Here is a 20,356-nt window from a genome sequence, read left to right as displayed (position 1 = left end):
TGGCCGATCACATCGACGCGGTCGTGATGATCGAGATGAGGAGCATCAGGACGGCGAAGCCGATGCTGCCGAAGAAGATGCCCATGGCGATACCGGTGCCGGGCGCGTCCTGCGGCGTCGGCCCGACCGCGCCGTCGATGAACGGGAACGCCGGCGCCTTGTAGTAGACGTCCTGCTGCTGGCCGACGGTCAGCGGGATCACCGCGCTCGCGTAGCCCAGCTTCCACAGGTAGTTGACGTGCACCTGGATCTGGTACTGGCCGGGCGGCAGGTCGACCGGGGTCTTGCCCCAGGTCAGGATCGGGCCGGGCTGGCCGTTGATGGTGACCTGCGGCTTGAAGAGCATGAAGGCCCAGGTGATCCAGTGGTACGAGCAGTCGATCAGCACTCGTGCCATGCCCGGCGCGGGCGGCGCCATCTGCGGCTGCGGCGGGGCCGGCTGCTGGTAGCCCTGCTGCGGGTAGCCGCCCTGCTGCGGATAGCCCTGCGGCGCCACCGGCATCGGTCCGGACTGCGGATAGCCCTGCGGTGCCATCGGTTGCTGCATCGGCATCGGGCCGGACTGCGGGTAACCCTGCTGCGGGTACCCCTGCTGGGGGTACGGCTGCTGGCCTGGCGGCGGGCCGTAGGGGTTGGTCATGGTCTCCTCCTGAGCTCCGGTGGACGCCGCGCGCGGTTGCCGGTCCGCCGAACATCCTCCCGCACGCGGATCTCCGCGCCGAAACCGACCGGTCGCGCTCTTCAGCACCGCTTCCGCTGGGACGATAACCACACGAACGCACTGGGGACGGGGGTCGATGGTGCACGAGGACGAGCACGCCGAATTCCGGGCCAAGCTCAACGCCTACTCCGCGGGATCGCTGGACGACGTGGAGTGGCTCGTGATGCGCACGCACTTGGCCGACTGCGAGCGCTGCCGCGCCGAGCTGCGGCGACCGGAGCTGTGGAACCGCGCTGCGCCGCAGCGGATTCCGGCGCGCCGGGTGAACCACCGCCCCGGCTGGCCGGTGGTGGCGGGCACCGCCGCGGTCGCGGCCCTGATCGCCTTCGGCGTCGGCTACGCCCTCGGCATCACCGCCTGAACGCGAACCGGCTGGTCGGCCGGGCCGTCGATTCCTGCTGGGCCGACTCCGGGCGGCGGGGCGATCCGGGCCGTGGTGCGCGAAAACCGCGCGGCCACGCAGGTTTTCGCTCCGGCGCGTCACCCCGTTCCATCGTGTGAATCCTTCGCGTGTCGTGTCGTGTCGGCGGTGCGCCGTCGACGGCGCCCCATAATCTCCCGCCAGTCACACGCAGTGACTTCTCGTGCTGGGGCGGCGATTCCGCGTCCCGGCCATGCCCAAGAAGGGACCAACCGAAGTGAGTCATCTCGGTACCGCCTTTGCCCGCTACGCGGTCGTCGGAGCCGCCGCAGTCTCACTCGCCGCGGCGGTCGCGCTCCCCGCCTCCGCCGCCACGTCCGCCGAGCTGAACGCCGCCGCGACGGGCAGCAAGTGCCTCGACGTGGGGAGCACTCGCAACAACGGCGACAAGTCGCACCTCTGGGACTGCGGCGATCGCAACAACAACCAGAAGTTCGCGATCGACGGCAGCCAGATCAGGATCGTCGACACCATCGGCACCAGGCAGGAGATGTGCCTGGACGCCGGGAACACCCGCAACAACGGCGACAAGGTGCACCTCTGGCGCTGCGGAGACACCAACAAGAACCAGAAGTGGATCCTCCGCAACGGCCAGCTAGTCGTCAAGGACACCGCGGGCACCGGCAAGGAGATGTGCCTGGACGCCGGGAACACCCGCAACAACGGCGACAAGGTGCACCTCTGGCGCTGCGGAGACACCAACAAGAACCAGAAGTGGGTCGTCCAGCGCGGCCAGATCAAGATCGAAGACACCCTCTGAGAACCCGTCGGCACCGGTGCGGCTTCCGGCCGCACCGGTGCCGGTGCCTTGTGCCCGCTTTGCCGAACCGGCCGCCTAGTCCAGAACGGCTGCGACGTCGCCTTCGGCGGGCGCGTCCGGTGACGGGTCCTTCTCCGCCTCACCGCGCAGCCGCTGGGAGATGACCTGCGTGATGCCGTCGCCGCGCATGGTCACGCCGTAGAGGGCGTCGGCGATCTCCATAGTCGGCTTCTGGTGCGTGATGATGATCAGCTGCGAGGTGGTACGCAGCTGGTCGAGCAGGGTGATCAGACGGCGCAGGTTGGTGTCGTCCAGCGCCGCCTCGACCTCGTCCATCACGTAGAACGGCGAGGGGCGGGCGCGGAAGATCGACACCAGCATGGCCACCGCGGTCAGCGACTTCTCGCCACCGGACAGCAGCGACAGCCGCTTGACCTTCTTGCCCGGCGGGCGTGCCTCGACCTCGACACCGGTGGTCAGCATGTCCTCGGAGTCGGTGAGCGTCAGGCGCCCGTCGCCGCCGGGGAACAGGACCTTGAAGACCGTCTCGAACTCCCGCGCCACGTCCTCGAACGCCGAGGAGAAGACCTCCAGGATCTTCTCGTCGACCTCCTTGACCACGCTGAGCAGGTCGCGGCGGCTGTCCTTGAGGTCTTCCAGCTGCGTGGACAGGAACTTGTAGCGCTCCTCCAGCGCGGCGAACTCCTCCAGCGCGAGCGGATTCACCTTGCCCAGCAGGGAGAGGTCCTTCTCGGCGCGCTTGGCCCGGCGCTCCTGGGTGGCGCGGTCGAACGGCACCGGCGGCGGTGCGCTGACGTCCTCGCCGCGCTCCTTGGCCGCCTCGTACTCGGCGATCTCGGCCGGGCCCGGCGGGATCGGCACGGTGGGCCCGTACTCGTCCACCAGGTCGTCGAGGCCGATGCCGAAATCTTCGATGATCTTGGTTTCGAGCTGCTCGATGCGCAGCCGCTGCTCGGCGCGCACGACCTCGTCGCGGTGCACCGCGTCGGTCAGCTTCTCCAGCTCACCGCTGAGCTCCCGCACCCGCGCCCGGATCACGCCAAGCGCCTGCTCGTGCTCGCTCTGCTTGGCCTGCGCGACATCCCGTTCCTCGGTAGCCGCGCGCAGCGACTGCGCGATGCGCTCCAACGCCGTCTCGCAGCCCGAGACCACGGCCTGCGTCACGCGCGCTGCGCGTTCCCGCGCCTTGCGCGCCGCCTCCGCTCGAGCCCGCGCTTCGCGCTCGTGCCGCGCTGCGCGGCGCAGCTGATCCGCGCGCCCCTGCACCGCACGTGCGCGCTCTTCGGCCGTGCGCTGGGTGAGGCGGGCGTCCATCTCCTGCTGGCGCACGGTGCTGAGCTCGGCGCTGAACCGGTCGCGATCGGCGGTGTCGGGCTCGGCTGCTTCGTCCTGCTCGGTCTTGACCACGCGCAGGCGTTCTTCGAGCTCGGCGAGCTTGACCAGGGACTGCTCCCGGGCCTGCTCGACCTTCACCCGCTGATCGCGCGCGCGGTCGACGTCGGCCGCCGCCGAGCGAGCCGCGCGCTGGAGGCTGGAGAGCCGTTCGGTGCTCCGGGCGCGCTGGACCTTCGCGTCGTTGATCTGCTCCTGGACGGCGCGGACCTCGGCGCGGCGGGATTCCTCTTCCGCCCGTGCGCCTTCCAGCGCGGCCGAGTGCTGTTCGGCGCGGCGCTGGGCCGCGGCGAGCTCGCGCTCGGCCTCGTCGACCGCGGCCTGCACCTCGATGGCGCTCTGCCGGCTCTCGCCACCGCCGATCGCCCAGTGCGCGCCGAGCACGTCGCCACCGGCCGTCACCGCGCGGACTTCCGGGTGGCGCTGGACGATTTCGCCCGCCTCGGCCAGGGAATCGACGACGGCGACCCGGTCCAGGGCCTTGAGCACCGCCGCGCGCAGGCCCTCCGGCGCGGAGATCAGATCCGCCGCCCAGCGGGCGGTTCCGGGCAGCTGCGGCCAGCTCGACCGGTCGAGGTCCACCTCGGTCCCGATGAGCAGCCCCGCCTGGCCCGCTTCGTCGGCGCGGAGCATCTCCAGCGCGGCCACCGCGTCGGTCACGCCGCGCACCGCGACGGCATCGGCCACCGCGCCGAGAGCCGCCGCCAGCGCGGCTTCCGCACCGGCTTCGACGGTCAGCAGCGCCGCGACCGAGCCGAGCAGTCCGGGAACCCGGTCACCGGCCGCCATGAGCGCGCCCGCGCCGTCCTTGCGCTGCAAGCCCATCGACAGCGCCTCGACGCGGGCCTTCCACGAAGCGATCTCGCGCTCCGCGGCCCGCTCGGCCTTGACCAGCTCTTCCACCCGAGCCCGCGCTGCATCGCGTGCCTCGGCAGCTGTTTCGCGGCGCTCCTGCAAGCCCGCGTCGTCGGAGTCGTAGCCGCCGCTCTCCTCCTCGGCGTCGGCGAGCGCCCGCTCGGCTTCCTCGGCGCGGGCGCTGGCTTCCTCCAGGGCGTCGGACAACCGCTCGATCTCGTCGGAGGTGTCGCTGACCTTGCCGCGCAGCGACTCGACCTGACCGGACAGCCGCGCCGCGCCCTCCCGGCGGTCGGCGATCGCCCGGACCGCGGCCAGGTGGGCCTGTTCGGCCTGCTTGAGCGCCGATTCCAGCTCCGAGCGGCGCTGCACCACCTCGTGCAAGGCCTCGCGGGCTTCTTCGAGCTGTTCGCGCAGCTCGATCTCCTGCTCAGCGGCTTCCTCGGCCTCGGCGTCCAGCTGATCGGGATCGCGGCCCGACCGCTGCTCCTCGGTCTGCGCGGTCAGGTGCCGGTGCCGCTCCACGGCCAGCCGCAGCGTGCCGTTCAGCCGCTCTTCCAGCGCCGACAGGCGGTACCAGGTCTCCTGGGCGCGGTGGAGGCGCGGCGCGTCCGCGGCAACCTGCTCTTCGAGCGTCTTCTCCTCGGACTGCGCGAACTGCAGCGCCCGCTCGACCTCGGCCCGCTTGGCGCGCGCGGTCTCCTGGTCGGCCTCGTCGCGGGCCAGGTCGGCGCGCGCGGTGACCAGGTCGTCGGCGATCAGGCGCAGCCGGGCGTCGCGCAGGTCGGCCTGCACGGTCTGGGCCTTGCGGGCGATCTCGGCCTGCTTGCCGAGCGGTTTGAGCTGGCGGCGCAGCTCACCGGTGAGGTCGGTCAGCCGGGTCAGGTTGGCCTGCATCGCGTCGAGCTTGCGCAGCGCCTTTTCCTTGCGCTTGCGGTGCTTGAGCACGCCCGCGGCCTCTTCGATGAGCCTGCGGTTCTCCTCGGGCTTGGCCTGCAGGATCGACGCCAGCTGCCCCTGCCCGACGATGACGTGCATCTCGCGGCCGATACCGGAGTCGGAGAGCAGCTCCTGCACGTCCATCAGCCGGCAGGAGCTGCCGTTGATCTCGTACTCGCTGGCCCCGTCGCGGAACATCCGCCGGGTGATGGAGACCTCGGTGTAGTCGATCGGCAGCGCGCCGTCGGTGTTGTCGATGGTCAGCGTGACCTCGGCGCGGCCCAGCGGGGCGCGGCCCGCGGTGCCGGCGAAGATGACGTCCTCCATCTTGCCGCCGCGCAGGTCCTTGGCGCCCTGCTCGCCCATCACCCAGCGCAGCGCGTCGAGCACGTTGGACTTGCCGGAGCCGTTCGGCCCGACGACGCAGGTGATGCCAGGCTCGAAGCGCAGCGTGGTGGCCGAGGCGAAGGACTTGAACCCCTTCAGCGTCAGGCTCTTCAGGTGCACGGCTGCGATCGACCTTTCCCGTGGTTGGTACCCCTGGTCACGTCCGGCCGAGCCTACCTCTGCCGCCCCGCCGGACCACGCAGAACCGCTGGCGAACCAGCGAGACGACGGCGGAGATCCGCGCTGATCGATCGGAGCACCGAAGCGTTTCGGCAGGTGATGGGCCGTGAGCGTTTTGCGGGGCTATGGCAGCTGAAAACACTCACGGACCCTGACCAGCGCAAACGTATCGGCCTCAGCGTTCGACGAAGTCCGTCAGGCCGCCCTTGGGCTGCGACCACTGCTCGGCGACGAAGTCGACGCGGCCCGGCGTCTCCCCCGAGCGCAGCGCCGCCAGGAGCTGCTCGCACGCTTCGCGAGGTCCTTCGGCCACCACTTCCACGCGGCTCGCGGGCAGGTTCGTGGCGCTGCCGACCAGGCCCAGCGCGAGCGCCCGCGACCGCGTCCACCAGCGAAAACCCACGCCCTGCACATGCCCGTGCACCCAGGCGGTCAGACGCGCGGCTCCGGAATCCGTCACGTCCGGCATGATGCCGCACCGCCCCGCGGCCCGCCCCAGCGCGTCCACCGGGTCGGGCCGAGCCGGTATGATCCGCCGCGATTCGGCGGAGGCCGGTGTTCTCGGGACATCCGGTGCACGACCGCTCGAAGCGCCGACGAGTGGGACACCGATGGATCCGTTGCAGGTGGAAGACCCGGACGCCCGGCCGAAGCGATTAGTGGTGCTGGCCGCGGCGGGCATCGTGGTGGCCACGGTGTTCGCGACGACGGCCGCTATGGTCGCGGGCACCCAGCAGCAGACCGAGGCGACGCCGGACTTCTCGCTGAAGCCGACCGCGACCTCCCGCCCGGCGACCACGACGTCCGTCCCGTCGCTGCTGCCGCCTCCGCCGCCCACCGGCGGGGAGACCTCCGAGGAGAGCACCAGCACCACCAGCGCGGAGTCCAGCACGTCCCGGACTTCGTCGAGCGACGTGGCGCCGCCACCCGGCCAGCCGCCGGTCCCGACGCCCCCCGGGCCGGACCCGGAGCCCGACCCGACGCCGACGGAGGAACCGCCGCCGAGCAGCACGTCGAGCAGTCCTCCGACGACGGACGATCCGCCCACGGAGCCGCCCACGTCGACGCACTCCACCTTCACGGACCCGGCGGGCGACCCGGAATGACGCTGGCCGTGCACGCCTGCCGGTCCCTGTGCTCCTGGCACCGGACCCGCAAGCAGCTCGACGGTCTGCCGCTGCTGGCCTGCCGCGGTTGCGGATCGCAGTGGATCCGCAGCGAGCAGTGGACGCCGATCGACCACACCGGGCGCATCCCGGACGACGTGCGCGCCGAACTCGCCGAACGCCCCTGACGGTCAGCGGGGATCGCCGACGACGACCAGATCGGCGCGCGCCCGGGTGGGCGCGATCAGAGCGGCGTTGGCCTCATCGCTGCGCCGCACCCATTCCTCGGCGGCTTCCCGCGTCCGGCCGTGCGAGACGTGCCGGGCGATGAGCCGCTGCACGCGGGTTCCGTCGTCGGGGGCGAGGAACCAGCACTCGTCGAGCAGTCCGCGCACCTCGGACCACGGTGGCGTGTCCAGCAGCAGGTAGTTGCCCTCCGTGATGACGAGCGGAACATCCGGCGGAACCGCGATCGCCCCGGCGTAGGCCTCCTCGACCTCGCGGTGGAACTCCGGCGCGAAGACCGTCTCGCGGGCGTCCTTCACCCGCCGCAGCAACGACACGTACCCGGCGGCGTCGAAGGTGTCGGGCGCACCCTTGCGATCCTGCCGCCCCAACCTCCGCAACTGCGCGTTCGCCAGGTGGAACCCGTCCATCGGCACGATCACGGCGCGGCCGTCGAGCTCTCCCAGAACCCGCTCGGCGACGGTTCCCTTCCCAGCCCCAGGAGCCCCGGCGATCCCCAGAACCCGCCGCTGCCCGCCATCGGCCAGCGCCCGAGCTCGCGCCACCAATTCCGCATACCCGACCAAGCCGCCACCTCCAGCCACCAGGCTACGACCACCTGCGGCGGTCGTGGCCCGTCGACGGCCGCGGTCGTCAGTCCTCCCAGATCTCCGCGAGGAGTTCCCTGGTGTACTCGGCGATCCGGGCGTTGTCCGCCGGGGCGATCGTGCTCCAGCGGCGGCCGTCGCCGCTGGAGCGGACCACGTGCAGGTAGCGGCCCTGGTCCGTGTCGTGGAAGGCGACCACGCGGTTCGCGCGGTCCGGGCGGCCCCGGTTCCGGCTGGCCTCCACGCCGAACTGGCCGCGGATGCCCATGCCGTTGGCCATGTGGGCGACGTCGGCCGCGTCGTCCGCCGGGATGCCCAGCATGCGCAGTTCGTCGCTGAACTCCAGCGGGTTGTTCGGGCCCGCGTAGTCGCTGGCCTTGCGGAGGATGTCGTTGGGCAGGCTCACCGCGCGGCCCGGGCCCGGCGGCATGTCGCCGGCCACCGACACCGCCGCTTCGGCCAGCGCTCCGCCGCGGATCGCGGTCAGCTCCACCACGTCGGCGTCGACGATCGTCAGCAGGCCGGCCGAGCCGTTCGCCGAGGCCAGCGCGCGGATCGACCGGTCCGCCCAGATCCGCACGTCCACGCTGCGCTGCGGGCGGTCGAGCAGGCCGACCAGGTCGGCGAAGTCGACGTCCAGCCGGTCGCGGGCGGCCTCGGCGAGGCGCTTGGCGCGCAACGACGCCCACGCCTCGGACACCAGCTCGGCCCGCTCGGTGTAGGTCGTTCCGGGACTCGGCACGTCGAGCACGATGTGCCGGTGCTCGGTGAGCTTCTCCGCCTCGCAGACCACATCGAATTCCAATGTGGACAGCACGATCGGATCTGCTTCTGCTCCAGGGCGCACGTCAGTCCTGCTTCTTCGGCTCGGGCTCGGACTCGGCGGGCGGGTCGTCGTTGCGCTCGTCGCCACCCAGCACCGGCGGAGCGACCAGCCGCTCGTCGTCGAACGGGGTCTCCTCGGCGACGTACTTGTTCTCGTGCTCGGCGTCCTCGCTGCGCTTCTCGCCGCGGGTCGCGGCCGGGCCCATCAGCGAGCCCGCTCCCGGCCTGCTGCCCGGGGTGTTGCCAGCGGCCTTGCCCGCCGTGGTGTCACCCGGGCCGCCGCCGACGCTCCCGCCGCGCGCCACGGACCCGCCGGGCGCCGGGCCGCCTGCGGGCACCGGAGCACCACGGCCGCCGAGCACGCGGCTCGCCGCGTACGCACCGATGCCTGCGACAGCCGCACCACCGGCTGCGATCCCGAGAATGGTTCCGGCGCTGACGCCACCGCTGTCGCCGGTCGCTTCGGGCGTCGGGTCAGCCTCGCCGCCCTTGTCGATCTCGGCCTTCTTCCGGTCCTCGGGGCGCTCCCCGGGGCGCGGAACGCCCCGCTCACCGGGACGGCCATCGCCGCCCCCGACCACGAACCCGCCGCCGGGCACCGGCGAACCCGGAGTGCCCACGCCGGGCGAACCGACGCCGGGCTGCGCCGAACCGCCGATCATGCCGGCCACGGCGACACCCGATCCCAGCCCCGAGCCCGCCATGCCGCTGGGCGAGGCCGACTGCGCGGTCACGGTCGCAGGCGGCATCTCCGGCAGCGGCTGGTAGGTGTTCGCCTGCTCCACCGAGGTGTCGCGGTAGGACGCCAGAGCCGCCTGGGCGGCCTTCTTGTTGGCGTCGATCTGCTTGGCTTCCTTGTCGTAGTCGCTCTCGTAGCCGAAAGCGCCACCGGCCCACTCCACGGCGTTCTCCGACTGCTTGTGCCGGAGCTCATCGCTGTTCGGCAGCGTGTGGCGGGCCGACTCGTACCCGCGACCCTGCTCGTCGACGCTCTGCGCGGAGGCCCGCAGCGGGTCCGGGGCGTCGGACATGAACACCGCCTGCTGCTGCGTCGCGGCGGCGGCGAGGTCGCCCGCATTGCCCTCCCAGGCGATCTGCAGCTTGCCGAGCTCCCGGCGCAGGGTGTCGTCCAGGTCGACGACGACCTGGACGCACTCGTCCAGCGCCCGAACCGCGGACTGCATCGACTCCGTGCCGCGCCCCTGCTTGACCTGCGTGATCCACTCCTGCAGCTGGGGGATGTCCATCCCCTCGAACCGGATGTCGCGGATCGGATCGATGCTCGTCACAACGCCCCCCTAGCCCTTGGCCTGCAAGCTCGTCACGGCCGCCCCAGCGGCCTGCGCGGCCTTCTCGCACATCTGCTCGTTGTCCATTTCGCCCACGGACAGAAGGCTCAGTTCGGCGTAGAGCGTCTGCCCTTGGGCAACGTCCACGAACACAGAACAGCCCAGCCGCTCAGCGCCGGCGATCTGGCTCTGCAACGCGCCGAATCCGTTGATCTCGAAGGTCTTCCGCGACACCTCGGAGCTGTTGAGCTTTGTCGCGAAGACATCAAGGGGCTCCGGGACGACCCGCAGCGACACCCCAGCGTTGGCCCAGGTTCCATCCGACGAGTAGCCGCAGCCGTTGTAGTTGTTGCCGTTCTTGATCACCGGACTCGGCCGGGCGACCTTCAGCTGCGTCATCTGCTGGCCGGTCAGCCACGTGCAGATCTCCGCGTCCTGCGCGCCAGCGACCGGGAGTTCCGCGGGCCGCTCCGGGAATGCCGTTTCCGCGCTGGTCTCACCCACGGGCGTCGATTCACCGGCAGGCACCGGATCCGGCCCGTTCACCGTGCAGCCGGCCACCAGGAGCGCGGCGGCACTCAGCCCGAGCAGTCCGCCGGACCGGCGAACGCGCGACGAAACACTCACATCTGCCCCTGGTGCACGTTGAAGGACGCGACGATCTCCTCGTCGGTGTACCCGTACTGCTTGGCCGCCTCTTCCAGCTGCCGACCGAGGTCGACGACGTTGTCCACGTACTGCAGGAGACGGACGTAGTGGGAGTCCGGGTTGCCCACCAGGTTCGCGGTCCAGACCGCCGCCGAGGTCTTGCTGACCTCGTCGCCCGCAGGCGCTTGGACTATCAAGCTGGGCTGCAGCGCCCTGAGCTTCATCTGCGCCTGTTCGGCTGCGGAGAGGATGACCTTGCGGACTTCGAGGACGTTGTCCCGGTTCACGGTGAGGGTCTGGCCGCCGCCCGGAGCCGGCGGCGGTGGCGGCGGTACTGGCGTCGTCATCGCGGGAAAACCCCCAGGTTAGCGGCTTCTGATCACCGTTTCGTCCGCCGACACTAGCAGCGGCGTTCACCGCCCGTCACCAACTCGCGAGAACTTCACAGGAACCCAACGCGGCAATGCGCAATCGCGAATGGGACGACCAACGAACCGGTCCGGCGAGAGCGAAGCGAAACCCGACAAAACCCCTCCCGCCGCAGCTCCGGTCGCGTTTGCCCGCCGCGCCGACCACGCTCGGATCCCGCATTTCTCCGGCCGCGGCGGGAATCGCTTTCTCAAATTCGAGAATTGATCTACCGGCCGACGAACGCGTGCGGGCGAAAATGAGGAAGACCTCATGAAACCCGGCCCTTTACCGCCGAAGGGAGCAATAAGCTCGGTGATTCAAGCGACATGGTGAACAAGTCCGAGATCGACTCCGCCGATGAGTCCACTCGGTACGGTCCCTCCCGTTGATCTTCATTGTCCACGTTGGGGAGGCGTGGCACCATGACGCTTGCACATGCACGCCCGGGAATCGGGTTTCCGCGCTCTGCTGGGGTTTTACGCCTCAGCGGGGTGCTTTTCACCCCGCGCGATCCAGCCGCCGATCTCATCGACGCGCTGCAGGGGTTCCGCACCGACCGGATCACGGTCGAGCGCCTCGGCGAAGTGCTCCGCGGCACCGCGCTGTTCACACCGGTGTCCGATGAGGACGGTGGCGTGGCGGTGCTCACGGCTCGCGACGGCGAGCTGTCCTGGCTCGGCGCGTTCACCACCGAGGCCCGGATGGCCGAGTTCTACCGGCAGTCCGGCCGCGGTGCGGATGCGGTGCGCTACGCGGAGCTGACCGGGGTGGAACTGCTCGACCAGGTTCTGCCCGCCCTTCCGAGGGGAACCGGCCTGGTCATCGACGCCGGCACCGAGCACAGCACCGCGCTGGGCCCGGTCACCGGCCTCGTACCGGACGAGATCGCACTCACCGAAAGCGGGAAGTGATGGCACACGACGGTTTTCGCGTCGACATGACCGCGCTGCAAGGCGCGGAGGAAGGTGTCCGCGGGGCAATCGCCGAGCTCGGCGAGATGGGAAGCTGGGGCTTCTCCGCCGCAGGCGCGGCACAAGGCATGGGTCTCGCGGACTACCTCCAGGGCTCCGCCGTGCACGTCGGGCACGAGGCGTTGGGCGGCGCGCTCATCGCCTTCGGCCGAGCCTGGGAGCCGGGCACGCGCTACCTGATCGAGGACGGCAATGCCGCGGTGGACGCGCTCGGCGAAGCCCGCGCCGCCTACCACCAGATGGACACCCAGGCAGCTGCGGAGCTGCAGAGGTTCGGTGGTCACTGATGGTGAGCAACCAGAGCAGTTTCAGCGAGGACCTGGATTCGGCGCGGAACGAGCTGCACAAGTTCGGTCAGCTGGCCGGGATCGGCCCGCAGGACGTCATCCCCGGTGATCCCGCCACGGTGGCCGAGATCGGCGATCACCTGGTCAAGCTCGGTTCGGCGCTGGAGCGCGCCGGGCAGGGCATCAAGTCCATCGACTCCGACGGCTGGACCGGCCAGGCCGGTGACGCCTTCCGGGCCAACTACCTGGAGCGGGCACCGGGCGAGTGGCTCAAGGCAGCCGACGCGCTCACCGGCTCGGGCCAGGCAGTCCTGGACTACCACCAGGTGCTGGCCACCGAGAAACCGCGCGCACAGCAGGCGAAGGCGGAACTCGACCTGTCCGTCCAGATATCCGAAGCGGCCGCCCGCAAGCACAACGCGGCCGTCGAGGCCTACAACGCCAGTGGCTCCGGCGCACCACCCGCTGCGTTCGTGGACCCGGGAGCGGAGGCGCGCGCCCGTGCGCAGCAGGAGATCGAGGCGGCCAAGGCCGCGGTGCAGGCGGCCGGTGAGCGCGCGACGGGCATCGTCCTCAAGTCGCTCGCCGGAGCGCCGGAAAAGCCCGGTCTGCTGGCGGATCTCGTCGACAGCCTCCAAGTCCTCGGCGATACGGCCTACGAATTCGGTGCGGGTGCGGTCGAGGGCACCGTCGGCATGGTCACCGGCATCGTCGGACTCGGCGTAGGCCTGGGCAAGGCGTACTACTACAGCATGCCCGGCATGAACTTCATCGACCCGGAGGGATACGCGAAGTTCAACGAAGCCGCGACCACCACCCTGCAGTCGGTCGTCGAGAACCCCTACCAAGCCGTCAAGACGGTGGTGGACGTGGACGGCTGGAAGCAGAACCCGGCCAAGGCCCTCGGCTCGATGGCCCCGGACGCGGTGGCCAGCATCTTCGGCGGCGCCGGCGTCGCGACCAAGGTCGCAAAGGGCGCCGATGCGCTCTCCGGCGTGGCCGACGCAGCCCGCACGACGGACCGGGTCAGCGACGTGGGCCGCCACGCCCCGGACAACACGCCACCCTGGGCCGACCTCGACTCCGTTCCCCCACCGCGCAGCCCGGAACCACCGGCCCCGAACCCGTGGGACGGCCACCAATTCGGCCCCCAGGGCTCAGACTCACTACCCGACCCGGAACCACCGCCGGCCCCGGCCCCGGAGCCTCCCGGTCGAGAACTGCCGGACTGGGCCAACGAAGACATCCCGGAAAGCTGGCTCGACGACGGCAACGGCCCACCACAACCACCGTCGGACCCGGTTCCGGACAGCCCACCCGTGAACCTCGACAACCAGGCGGCCCGGCTGGAGGAGATCGCTCGGGTGAACAAGGAACTGGCGAACTACGACCGGCTGCTGCAGGACCCGAACCTGGATCCCGGCAGAAGGCGACAACTGGAGAACGAGTGGCTCAACACAGCCCGTTACCTGGACCAGCTGAAGAGCAGGGGTTGATCAGCAGTGGAGAACACGCGCACCGTACTGGGGTTCGGCCCCGAGCGACAAGCCCAGTCCTGCGTGGTCAAGTGGAGCCACGTCGGCCAAGAAGTCCACGTCTGGATCAGCTCCGAGGGATCGTCCTGCCCCGAGGTCGGCGCCGCTGGCCCTGACCTGTTCCGCGGCCTGATGGGCGTGCGGCGGCAGCTGTACGGGCACCGGTGGATGCTGCTCGTAGCGGGAGCCCGCCGCGACGCCTGGTACGGCACTCCGGAGCACTCGTGCAGCCCGGACCACCTGCGGATCTACCCGTACTTCGGGAAAGAACCCTCCCGCGAGGGCCACGTCCTGAACCACGAACGCGACATCTGGTCGCTCGCCACGTCGTGGGAGGAGCAGTTCCTCTGGCACCAGGAATGGCAGAACCCGCAAACGCAGGCGTGGACCACCGCCTTCGGGAACAACTGACCCCGACGCAGGCGGTGGCCACGCGGGCGGGGCTCACAGTGGGGTGAAGGGCGCTTTTCGCCGAGCACTTCGGCGTGAAGCGCCCTTCACCTCGGGTCAGAGCTCGAAGCGGTAGCCCATTCCCGGTTCTGTGATCAGGTGCTTGGGGTGGCTGGGGTCGAGTTCCAGCTTGCGGCGGAGTTGGGCCAGGTAGACGCGGAGGTAGTGGGTCTCGTTCGCGTACTGGGGGCCCCAGACCTCCTTGAGGAGCTGCTTCTGGCCCACCAGGCGGCCCTGGTTGCGGGTCAGGACTTCGAGCATGCCCCACTCGGTCGGCGTCAGGTGGATCTCCGCGCCGTCGCGCAGGACCTTCTTCGCCGACAGGTCGACGGTGAACGTCGCAGTCTCCACCACCGGCTGGTCGACCGCTCCGGTGGTGCTGGCGCGGCGCACCGCCGCGCGCAGGCGGGCCAGCAATTCGTCCATGCCGAAGGGCTTGGTCACGTAGTCGTCGGCTCCGGCGTCCAGCGCCAGCACCTTGTCGGTGGAGTCGGTGCGGGCGGAGAGCACGATGATCGGCACCGTCGTCCAGCCGCGCAGGCCCGCGATGACCTCGCTGCCGTCCATGTCCGGCAGGCCGAGGTCGAGCACCACCACATCGGGTTTGCCCTCGCCCGCTGCCCGCAGCGCCGCCGCACCGTCCACCGCGGTGAGCACCTCGTAGCCGCGGGCGCTCAGGTTGATCCGCAGCGCGCGCAGCAGCTGCGGTTCGTCGTCGATCACCAGGACTTTCGTCATCGTCTCCCCTGTCCGTCCGCCGCAGGCAGCGACAGCACGATCGTCAGGCCGCCGCCGGGGGTGTCCTCGGCGCGGATCGTGCCTTCCATGGCCGTCATGAATCCCTGCGCCACGCTCAAGCCCAGCCCCACTCCGGCCGGGCCGGTGTCGCCGAGGTCGCCGAGCCGCTCGAACGGCGCGAACACCGTGTCCGCCGCTCCTTCGGGCAGGCCCGGCCCGTGGTCGACGACCCGCAGCTCCACGCGGGCGGCGTGCTCGCTGGCGCGGACGCCGATCCGGCCGCCGCCCGGGCGGCCGTACTTCAGCGCGTTCTGCACCACGTTGGCCACCACTCTCTCCAGCAGTCCGACGTCGGCCAGCACCGGGGGCAGCGACTCGTCGATCTCCACGTCGACGTGCTGCTGCCCGTCCAGACCGGCCAGCGCCCTGGCCGCGACCTCGTAGTAGCCGACCGGGCGCAGCCGGGGCGCGATCGCTCCGGTGGCCAGCCGGGAGGAGTCGAGCAGGTTCCCGACCAGGTCTGTCAGCCGGTCCGCGGACTCCTCCACGCCGGCCAGCAGCTCGGCGGTGTCGGCCGCGGAGAGCTGGAGGTCGGGCGCGCGCAGGCTGCTCACCGAGGCCTTGATCGAGGCCAGCGGGGTGCGCAGGTCGTGGCCGACCGCGGACAGCAGCGCGGTGCGCAGCTGGGTGGCGTCGGCGCGCCGCTGGGCTTCCTGCGCTTCGGCGGCCATCCGCTGCTGGCGCAACGCCATCAGCGCCTGTCCCGCCGCGCCTTCCAGGACGGTGCGGTCGGCCGCCGGGAGCGGTCGGCGGCCCGGTCGCCTGAGCACCAGGTGCACGTCCTGGTTGACCTCGATGTCCACATCGGAATCCTCCGGCCGGGTGCACCGCTCGGAGCCGGTGGCGGCGGCGACCTGCCAGCCGTCGTCGGTGCGCTCCAGCAGTGCCGCCGAGGTCAGGCCGAAGTTCTCCACCACCTTCTCCAGCAGCCGGGCCAGCGGATCCGGGTGGGTGAGCACGGTCCGGGCGTAGGAGGTCAGCAGCGCCGCTTCGGTGCGCGCGCTGCTGGCCCGGTCGGCGAGCCGCGCCGCGCGGTCGACGGTGAACGCGACCACCATGCCGACGATCATCATCGCGATCACCGTCACCAGGTTCTGCGGTTCGGCGACGGTCAGCGTGTACAGCGGCGGTGTCAGGAAGAAGTTCAGCAGGCCGCCCGAAAGCAGCGCGGCGACGATCGCCGGAGCCATCCCGCCGACCAGCGCGACGATGACGGTGGCCAGGAAGTAGCCGACGACGTCCGTGGACAGCGCGTCGAAACCGGCGGCGTAGGCCACCGCCGTGACCGCCCCGGGCAGCAGCACCGAGAGCACCCACGCCCAGGACTTCCGCGCGGCGGAGAGCGGGTTGCGGGCGATCTTCCTCAGCAGCTGCCGCCCGCCGGCTTCGGGGTGGGTGACCATGTGCACGTCGATGGCGCCCGACTTCTGGACCGTGAGCGCGCCGATGCCCTCGTCGAACAGGCGCGCCCAGCGGGAGCGGCGGGAGGTGCCGACGACCAGCTGCGTGGCGTCGGCGGCGCGGGCGAATTCCAGCAGCGCCTCCGGGACGTCGTCGCCGACGACGGTGTGGAAGCTGGCGCCGACCGCGTCGGCGAGCTTGCGGGCGCGGGCGACGCCGCTCGGCGAAGCGCCCGCGAGGCCGTCGCTGCGCAGCACGTGCACCACCTGGAGCTCCGCGCCGGCGCGAGCGGCGATGCGGCGTGCTCTGCGGATCAGCGTCTCGCTCTCCGGGCCGCCGGTGACGGCGACGACGACGCGCTCGCGGGCCTCCCAGGTGTCGGTGATCTTCTGCTCCGCGCGGTAGCGGCGCAGCGCCACGTCGACCTGGTCGGCCAGCCACAGCAGCGCCAGTTCGCGCAGCGCGGTGAGGTTGCCGGTGCGGAAGTAGTTGCCCAGCGCGGCATCCACCCGGTCTGCGGCGTAGACGTTGCCGTGCGCCATGCGGCGGCGGAGCGCTTGCGGGGTGATGTCGGCGAGTTCGATCTGCTCGGCGCGGCGCACCACCTCGTCCGGCACGGTCTCCTGCTGGCGGATCCCGGTGATCGCCTCCACCACGTCGTTGAGGCTTTCCAGGTGCTGCACGTTCACCGTGGACAGCACGTTGATCCCGGCTTCGAGCAGTTCCTCGACGTCCTGCCAGCGCTTCTCGTGGCGGGAGCCGGGCACGTTGGTGTGCGCGAGCTCGTCGACGACGGCCACCTCCGGCTTGCGGGCCAGCACCGCGGCGAGGTCCATCTCGGTGAGCGCGACGCCGCGGTGCTCGATCTGCGCCCGCGGCACGACCTCCAGGCCGTCGAGCAGCGCGGCGGTCTTGGCCCGGCCGTGGTCCTCCACGAAGCCGACCACCACATCGGTGCCGCGCTCGACCCTGCGGTGCGCCTCGTTGAGCATCGCGTAGGTCTTCCCGACGCCCGGAGCCGCTCCCAGGTAGATCCGCAGCTCGCCGCGCCGCCGTCCGTTCTCCGCCACGCTCCCAGTCTCCTACGACCTGCTGTTAATAGCGGCTGAACCCGCTGCTGACCCACGTGATCCCGCTAGGCCGGCATTTGCCCAGGTAGATGCCCGTGAGCACTTTGAGGTGCCATAGCACCACAAAGCACTCACGGGCCCTGACCAGGCGAATCATCCCGCAGCAGCGGATCCGCTGATCTGGTGGACGGCGACGTTGAGGGTCGTCACGTTGACCACCCGCTCGGCGATCACCCCACCTGTGGTGTTCTCCGCGATCAGGCGCCGGATCTCGTCCAGCGGGAGCCCGGTGACGCGCGCCACGCGCTGGGCCTGCAGTTCCGCGTAGGCCGGGCTGATGTCCGGGTCCACGCCGCTGGCCGATGCCGTCACGGCGTCGGCGGGGACCAGCTCCGGCGCCACGCCCTCGCGGGCGGCGATCGCAGTGCGGCGCTCCTGCACCGCGGCCAGCAGGTCCTCGTTGGCTCCGCCGTGGTTGGTGCCGCCGGTGGTCGACGGATCACCCGGGCCCAGCGGCCCTTCGGCCGACGCCGACGGGCGGGTGTGGAAGTACGGGTCGTTCGCCGGGTCGGCCGGGACCGGGTCGATGCCGATCCGCGAGGAGCCGACCACCCGGCCGTCCACCACGATCTGCGAACCCTCGGCGTTGGCCTGCAGGCCGGGGATCCGGCTGATCCCCCAGATCGCCAGCGGATACGCCACGCCCAGCACGACCGTGGCCACCAGCAGCAGCCGCAATCCCGCCAGGGCCTGCCGCAACAACGTGCTCTTCATCAGGTACCTCTTCGGTTCCGGTACCGCGATTTCAATGGAAATCAGACGTCCGATTTCCATTGAAATCGCGGGTAGTCGTCCACAGCACCCGGCGTGTCGGTCCCCGACACACCGGGGAGATCCGCAACTTCCATTGAAATCGAAGGTCCGATTTCCATTGAAATTGCGTACCGGTCCGCTCAGCCGATGCCGGGGATGAAGCGGATCAGCAGGTCGATCAGCCAGATACCCAGGAACGGCGTGACGATGCCACCTAAGCCGTAGACCAGCAGGTTCCGCCGCAGCAGGGCGCTGGCCGTGGTCGGCCGGTAGCGGACTCCGCGCAGCGCCAGGGGGATCAGGGCCACGATGACCAGCGCGTTGAAGATCACCGCGGACAGGATCGCCGAGGTCGGCGTGGCCAGCCGCATGATGTTCAGCGCGTCCAGCTGCGGGTAGATCGCCACGAACATCGCGGGCAGGATCGCGAAGTACTTGGCCAGGTCGTTGGCGATGCTGAAGGTGGTCAGCGCGCCGCGGGTGATCAGCAGCTGCTTGCCGATCTCGACGATCTCGATCAGCTTGGTCGGGTCGGAGTCCAGGTCGACCATGTTCCCGGCTTCCTTGGCCGCCGCCGTGCCGGTGTTCATCGCCACCCCGACGTCGGCCTGCGCCAGCGCGGGCGCGTCGTTGGTGCCGTCGCCGGTCATCGCGACCAGCCGCCCGCCCTCCTGCTCGGCCTTGATCAGCGCCATCTTGTCCTCGGGCTTGGCCTCGGCGAGGTAGTCGTCGACGCCGGCCTCGGCGGCGATGGCCTTGGCGGTGAGCTCGTTGTCACCGGTCACCATCACGGTGCGGATGCCCATCGCGCGCAGCTCGGCGAACCGCTCCGCCATCCCCGGTTTGACCACATCGGACAGTCGGAGGACACCGACGACGCGGGTGCTCCCACCGCTGCGCTCGGCCACCACCAGCGGTGTGCCGCCCTGCGCGGCGATCCCGTCGGTCAGCTCCACCACTTCGTCGGGCACGCCACCGGCCCAGGCGCGCACCGCGCTGGTGGCGCCCTTGCGGATCTCGCGGCCGTCGATGTCGATGCCGCTCATCCGCGTCTGCGCGGTGAAAGCGACCTCCTCGGCGCGCAGTTCCGCGCCCTGCGCCTGCGCGGGCAGCTCGAACTGCTCGGCGCAGAACGCCACGACGCTGGTGCCCTCGGGCGTCGGGTCGGCGAGGCTGGACAGCCGCGCCACTTCCGCCAGCTCGCGCGGCGTCACGCCGCCGACCGGCAGCAGTTCGGTGCAGCGCCGGTTGCCGAAGGTGATCGTCCCGGTCTTGTCCAGCAGCAAGGTGTCCACGTCGCCGGCCGCCTCCACCGCGCGCCCGGACTTGGCGAGCACGTTGCGCTGCACCAGCCGGTCCATGCCCGCGATGCCGATCGCGGACAGCAGCGCGCCGATGGTGGTCGGGATCAGGCACACCAGCAGCGCGGTCAGCGTGATCACCGACAGCAGTGAACCGGAGTAGCCGGCCATCGGCTGCAGCGCGACGACCGCGAGCAGGAAGATGATGGTCAGCGTGGACAGCAGGATCGTCAGCGCGATCTCGTTCGGCGTCTTCTGCCGCTGCGCGCCTTCGACCAGCGCGATCATCCGGTCCACGAAGGTCTCGCCGGGTTTCGCCGTGACCTGCACGACGATCCGGTCCGACAGCACCGTGGTGCCCGCCGTGACCGCCGAGCGGTCGCCGCCGGATTCCCGGATCACCGGGGCGGATTCGCCGGTGATCGCCGACTCGTCGACGGTCGCGATGCCCTCGACGACGTCGCCGTCGCCGGGGATCACCTCGCCCGCCTCGACGACCACCCGGTCGCCGACGCGCAGCGCCGTGCCGGGCACCTGCTCCTCGACGCCGTCGACCAGCCGCCGCGCGACGGCCTCGGTCTTGGTGCGCCGCAACGATTCCGCCTGCGCCCGGCCGCGGCCCTCGGCGACGGATTCGGCGAGGTTGGCGAACAGCACGGTGAACCACAGCCAGGCGGCCACCGAGATGCTGAACGGGTTCGGGTCGACGACGGCGAGAACCGTGGTCAGCGCCGATCCGACCCACACCACGAGCAGGACCGGGTTGGCCAGCTGGTGCCTCGGGTCGAGCTTGCGCAGCGCTTCCGGCAGCGAGCTCCACAGCTGGCGCGGGCTGAACGCGCCGGCGGCGAGCTTGCGCGGAGCCGCCTGCTGTCCCGCCTCTCCGGGATTTTCAGTGGTGGTTACGCCCGGAATCAAGCTCGCGTTTCGCGGTTTCTTGTG

Annotated in this window: 19 protein-coding genes; 7 read left to right on the top strand and 12 right to left on the bottom strand. The window is 70.8% G+C overall.

Features of this window, described 5'->3' with window-relative positions; all coding sequences use genetic code 11:
• Positions 1–7: 7 nt before the first annotated feature.
• Positions 8–640 (bottom strand): hypothetical protein, encoded by a 633-nt coding sequence (locus ATL45_RS20805; protein ID WP_093146651.1) that lies wholly within the window; start codon positions 638–640, stop codon positions 8–10.
• 157 nt (positions 641–797) lie between these two features.
• Between ATL45_RS20805 and ATL45_RS20800 the strand changes: the two genes are divergently transcribed.
• Together ATL45_RS20800 and ATL45_RS20795 are read left to right on the top strand one after the other, a co-directional pair.
• Positions 798–1,082, top strand: coding sequence for a cupin domain-containing protein (locus ATL45_RS20800; protein WP_093146652.1), 285 nt, complete (start codon positions 798–800; stop codon positions 1,080–1,082).
• A 277-nt stretch (positions 1,083–1,359) separates the two neighbouring features.
• On the top strand, positions 1,360–1,902 hold the full coding sequence (locus tag ATL45_RS20795; RefSeq protein WP_170210296.1) for an RICIN domain-containing protein: 543 nt from the start codon (positions 1,360–1,362) through the stop codon (positions 1,900–1,902).
• A 75-nt stretch (positions 1,903–1,977) separates the two neighbouring features.
• Here ATL45_RS20795 and smc read toward each other — a convergent pair whose 3' ends face one another.
• Both smc and ATL45_RS20785 read right to left on the bottom strand, forming a co-directional pair.
• Positions 1,978–5,616 (bottom strand): chromosome segregation protein SMC, encoded by a 3,639-nt coding sequence (gene smc / locus ATL45_RS20790; RefSeq protein WP_093146654.1) that lies wholly within the window; start codon positions 5,614–5,616, stop codon positions 1,978–1,980.
• 235 nt (positions 5,617–5,851) lie between these two features.
• The gene (locus ATL45_RS20785; protein WP_093147575.1) at positions 5,852–6,145 is read right to left on the bottom strand and encodes an acylphosphatase; all 294 of its coding nucleotides are present in this window, start codon (positions 6,143–6,145) and stop codon (positions 5,852–5,854) included.
• Positions 6,146–6,778: 633 nt separating this feature from the next.
• On the opposite strand from ATL45_RS20785, the gene ATL45_RS20775 reads away from it, so the two are divergent.
• On the top strand, positions 6,779–6,970 hold the full coding sequence (locus ATL45_RS20775) for a hypothetical protein (protein ID WP_093146656.1): 192 nt from the start codon (positions 6,779–6,781) through the stop codon (positions 6,968–6,970).
• Between the two features lie 3 nt (positions 6,971–6,973).
• Here the strand turns inward: ATL45_RS20775 and ATL45_RS20770 are convergent, their stop codons facing one another.
• The 5 genes from ATL45_RS20770 to ATL45_RS20750 all read right to left on the bottom strand — a co-directional run bounded on the left by ATL45_RS20770 (position 6,974) and on the right by ATL45_RS20750 (position 10,724).
• Complete coding sequence (locus ATL45_RS20770; RefSeq protein WP_093146657.1) at positions 6,974–7,594, bottom strand: nucleoside/nucleotide kinase family protein; 621 nt, start codon at positions 7,592–7,594, stop codon at positions 6,974–6,976.
• A 67-nt stretch (positions 7,595–7,661) separates the two neighbouring features.
• Positions 7,662–8,462, bottom strand: a complete 801-nt coding sequence (locus ATL45_RS20765; protein ID WP_093146658.1) for an ESX secretion-associated protein EspG — start codon at positions 8,460–8,462, stop codon at positions 7,662–7,664.
• A gap of 1 nt (position 8,463) precedes the next feature.
• Positions 8,464–9,729, bottom strand: coding sequence for a PPE domain-containing protein (locus ATL45_RS20760; protein WP_093146659.1), 1,266 nt, complete (start codon positions 9,727–9,729; stop codon positions 8,464–8,466).
• 9 nt (positions 9,730–9,738) lie between these two features.
• Positions 9,739–10,290: a DUF3558 domain-containing protein gene (locus ATL45_RS20755; RefSeq protein WP_256258223.1), complete on the bottom strand. Its 552-nt coding sequence runs from the start codon at positions 10,288–10,290 to the stop codon at positions 9,739–9,741.
• A gap of 62 nt (positions 10,291–10,352) precedes the next feature.
• Positions 10,353–10,724 (bottom strand): hypothetical protein, encoded by a 372-nt coding sequence (locus tag ATL45_RS20750; RefSeq protein WP_170210294.1) that lies wholly within the window; start codon positions 10,722–10,724, stop codon positions 10,353–10,355.
• 555 nt (positions 10,725–11,279) lie between these two features.
• Between ATL45_RS20750 and ATL45_RS20745 the strand changes: the two genes are divergently transcribed.
• The 4 genes from ATL45_RS20745 to ATL45_RS20730 are packed head-to-tail and all read left to right on the top strand — an operon-like array spanning position 11,280 to position 13,992.
• Positions 11,280–11,699, top strand: coding sequence for an SseB family protein (locus tag ATL45_RS20745; RefSeq protein WP_170210293.1), 420 nt, complete (start codon positions 11,280–11,282; stop codon positions 11,697–11,699).
• The gene (locus ATL45_RS20740; RefSeq protein ID WP_147452916.1) at positions 11,699–12,046 is read left to right on the top strand and encodes a hypothetical protein; all 348 of its coding nucleotides are present in this window, start codon (positions 11,699–11,701) and stop codon (positions 12,044–12,046) included. The genes ATL45_RS20745 and ATL45_RS20740 overlap by 1 nt, the downstream gene beginning before the upstream one ends.
• Positions 12,046–13,542: a putative T7SS-secreted protein gene (locus ATL45_RS20735; protein WP_093146663.1), complete on the top strand. Its 1,497-nt coding sequence runs from the start codon at positions 12,046–12,048 to the stop codon at positions 13,540–13,542. Before ATL45_RS20740 ends, ATL45_RS20735 begins: the two co-directional genes overlap by 1 nt.
• A 6-nt stretch (positions 13,543–13,548) precedes the next feature.
• Positions 13,549–13,992 carry a hypothetical protein gene (locus ATL45_RS20730; protein ID WP_093146664.1) on the top strand — a complete coding sequence of 148 codons (444 nt, stop codon included), beginning with the start codon at positions 13,549–13,551 and terminating at the stop codon, positions 13,990–13,992.
• Between the two features lie 96 nt (positions 13,993–14,088).
• Here ATL45_RS20730 and ATL45_RS20725 read toward each other — a convergent pair whose 3' ends face one another.
• From ATL45_RS20725 to kdpB, 4 genes are all read right to left on the bottom strand, one after another.
• Entirely contained in the window at positions 14,089–14,769 is a 681-nt protein-coding gene (locus ATL45_RS20725; protein ID WP_093146665.1) for a response regulator, read from the bottom strand.
• A complete protein-coding gene (locus ATL45_RS20720) occupies positions 14,766–17,300 on the bottom strand; it encodes a DUF4118 domain-containing protein (protein ID WP_093146666.1) in 2,535 nt (844 codons plus the stop codon). The genes ATL45_RS20725 and ATL45_RS20720 overlap by 4 nt, the downstream gene beginning before the upstream one ends.
• Before the next feature lie 153 nt (positions 17,301–17,453).
• Positions 17,454–18,074: a potassium-transporting ATPase subunit C gene (locus ATL45_RS20715; RefSeq protein ID WP_093146667.1), complete on the bottom strand. Its 621-nt coding sequence runs from the start codon at positions 18,072–18,074 to the stop codon at positions 17,454–17,456.
• A gap of 179 nt (positions 18,075–18,253) precedes the next feature.
• Entirely contained in the window at positions 18,254–20,236 is a 1,983-nt protein-coding gene (kdpB, locus tag ATL45_RS20710) for a potassium-transporting ATPase subunit KdpB (RefSeq protein WP_246025848.1), read from the bottom strand.
• Positions 20,237–20,356 lie beyond the last annotated feature (120 nt).

Source organism: Saccharopolyspora antimicrobica, assembly GCF_003635025.1.
In the GTDB taxonomy this organism is placed as follows: Bacteria; Actinomycetota; Actinomycetes; order Mycobacteriales; family Pseudonocardiaceae; genus Saccharopolyspora; species Saccharopolyspora antimicrobica.
Note: the sequence above shows the minus strand (reverse complement) of the source record. Positions and strands in the feature narration are given on the sequence as shown.

Coding starts and splice junctions, on each gene's coding strand:
- ATL45_RS20805 (WP_093146651.1), bottom strand. CDS start 640: ATGACCAACCCCTACGGCCCGCCGCCAGGCCAGCAGCCGTACCCCCAG.
- ATL45_RS20800 (WP_093146652.1), top strand. CDS start 798: ATGGTGCACGAGGACGAGCACGCCGAATTCCGGGCCAAGCTCAACGCC.
- ATL45_RS20785 (WP_093147575.1), bottom strand. CDS start 6,145: ATGCCGGACGTGACGGATTCCGGAGCCGCGCGTCTGACCGCCTGGGTG.
- ATL45_RS20775 (WP_093146656.1), top strand. CDS start 6,779: ATGACGCTGGCCGTGCACGCCTGCCGGTCCCTGTGCTCCTGGCACCGG.
- ATL45_RS20750 (WP_170210294.1), bottom strand. CDS start 10,724: ATGACGACGCCAGTACCGCCGCCACCGCCGCCGGCTCCGGGCGGCGGC.
- ATL45_RS20740 (WP_147452916.1), top strand. CDS start 11,699: ATGGCACACGACGGTTTTCGCGTCGACATGACCGCGCTGCAAGGCGCG.
- ATL45_RS20735 (WP_093146663.1), top strand. CDS start 12,046: ATGGTGAGCAACCAGAGCAGTTTCAGCGAGGACCTGGATTCGGCGCGG.
- ATL45_RS20725 (WP_093146665.1), bottom strand. CDS start 14,769: ATGACGAAAGTCCTGGTGATCGACGACGAACCGCAGCTGCTGCGCGCG.
- ATL45_RS20715 (WP_093146667.1), bottom strand. CDS start 18,074: ATGAAGAGCACGTTGTTGCGGCAGGCCCTGGCGGGATTGCGGCTGCTG.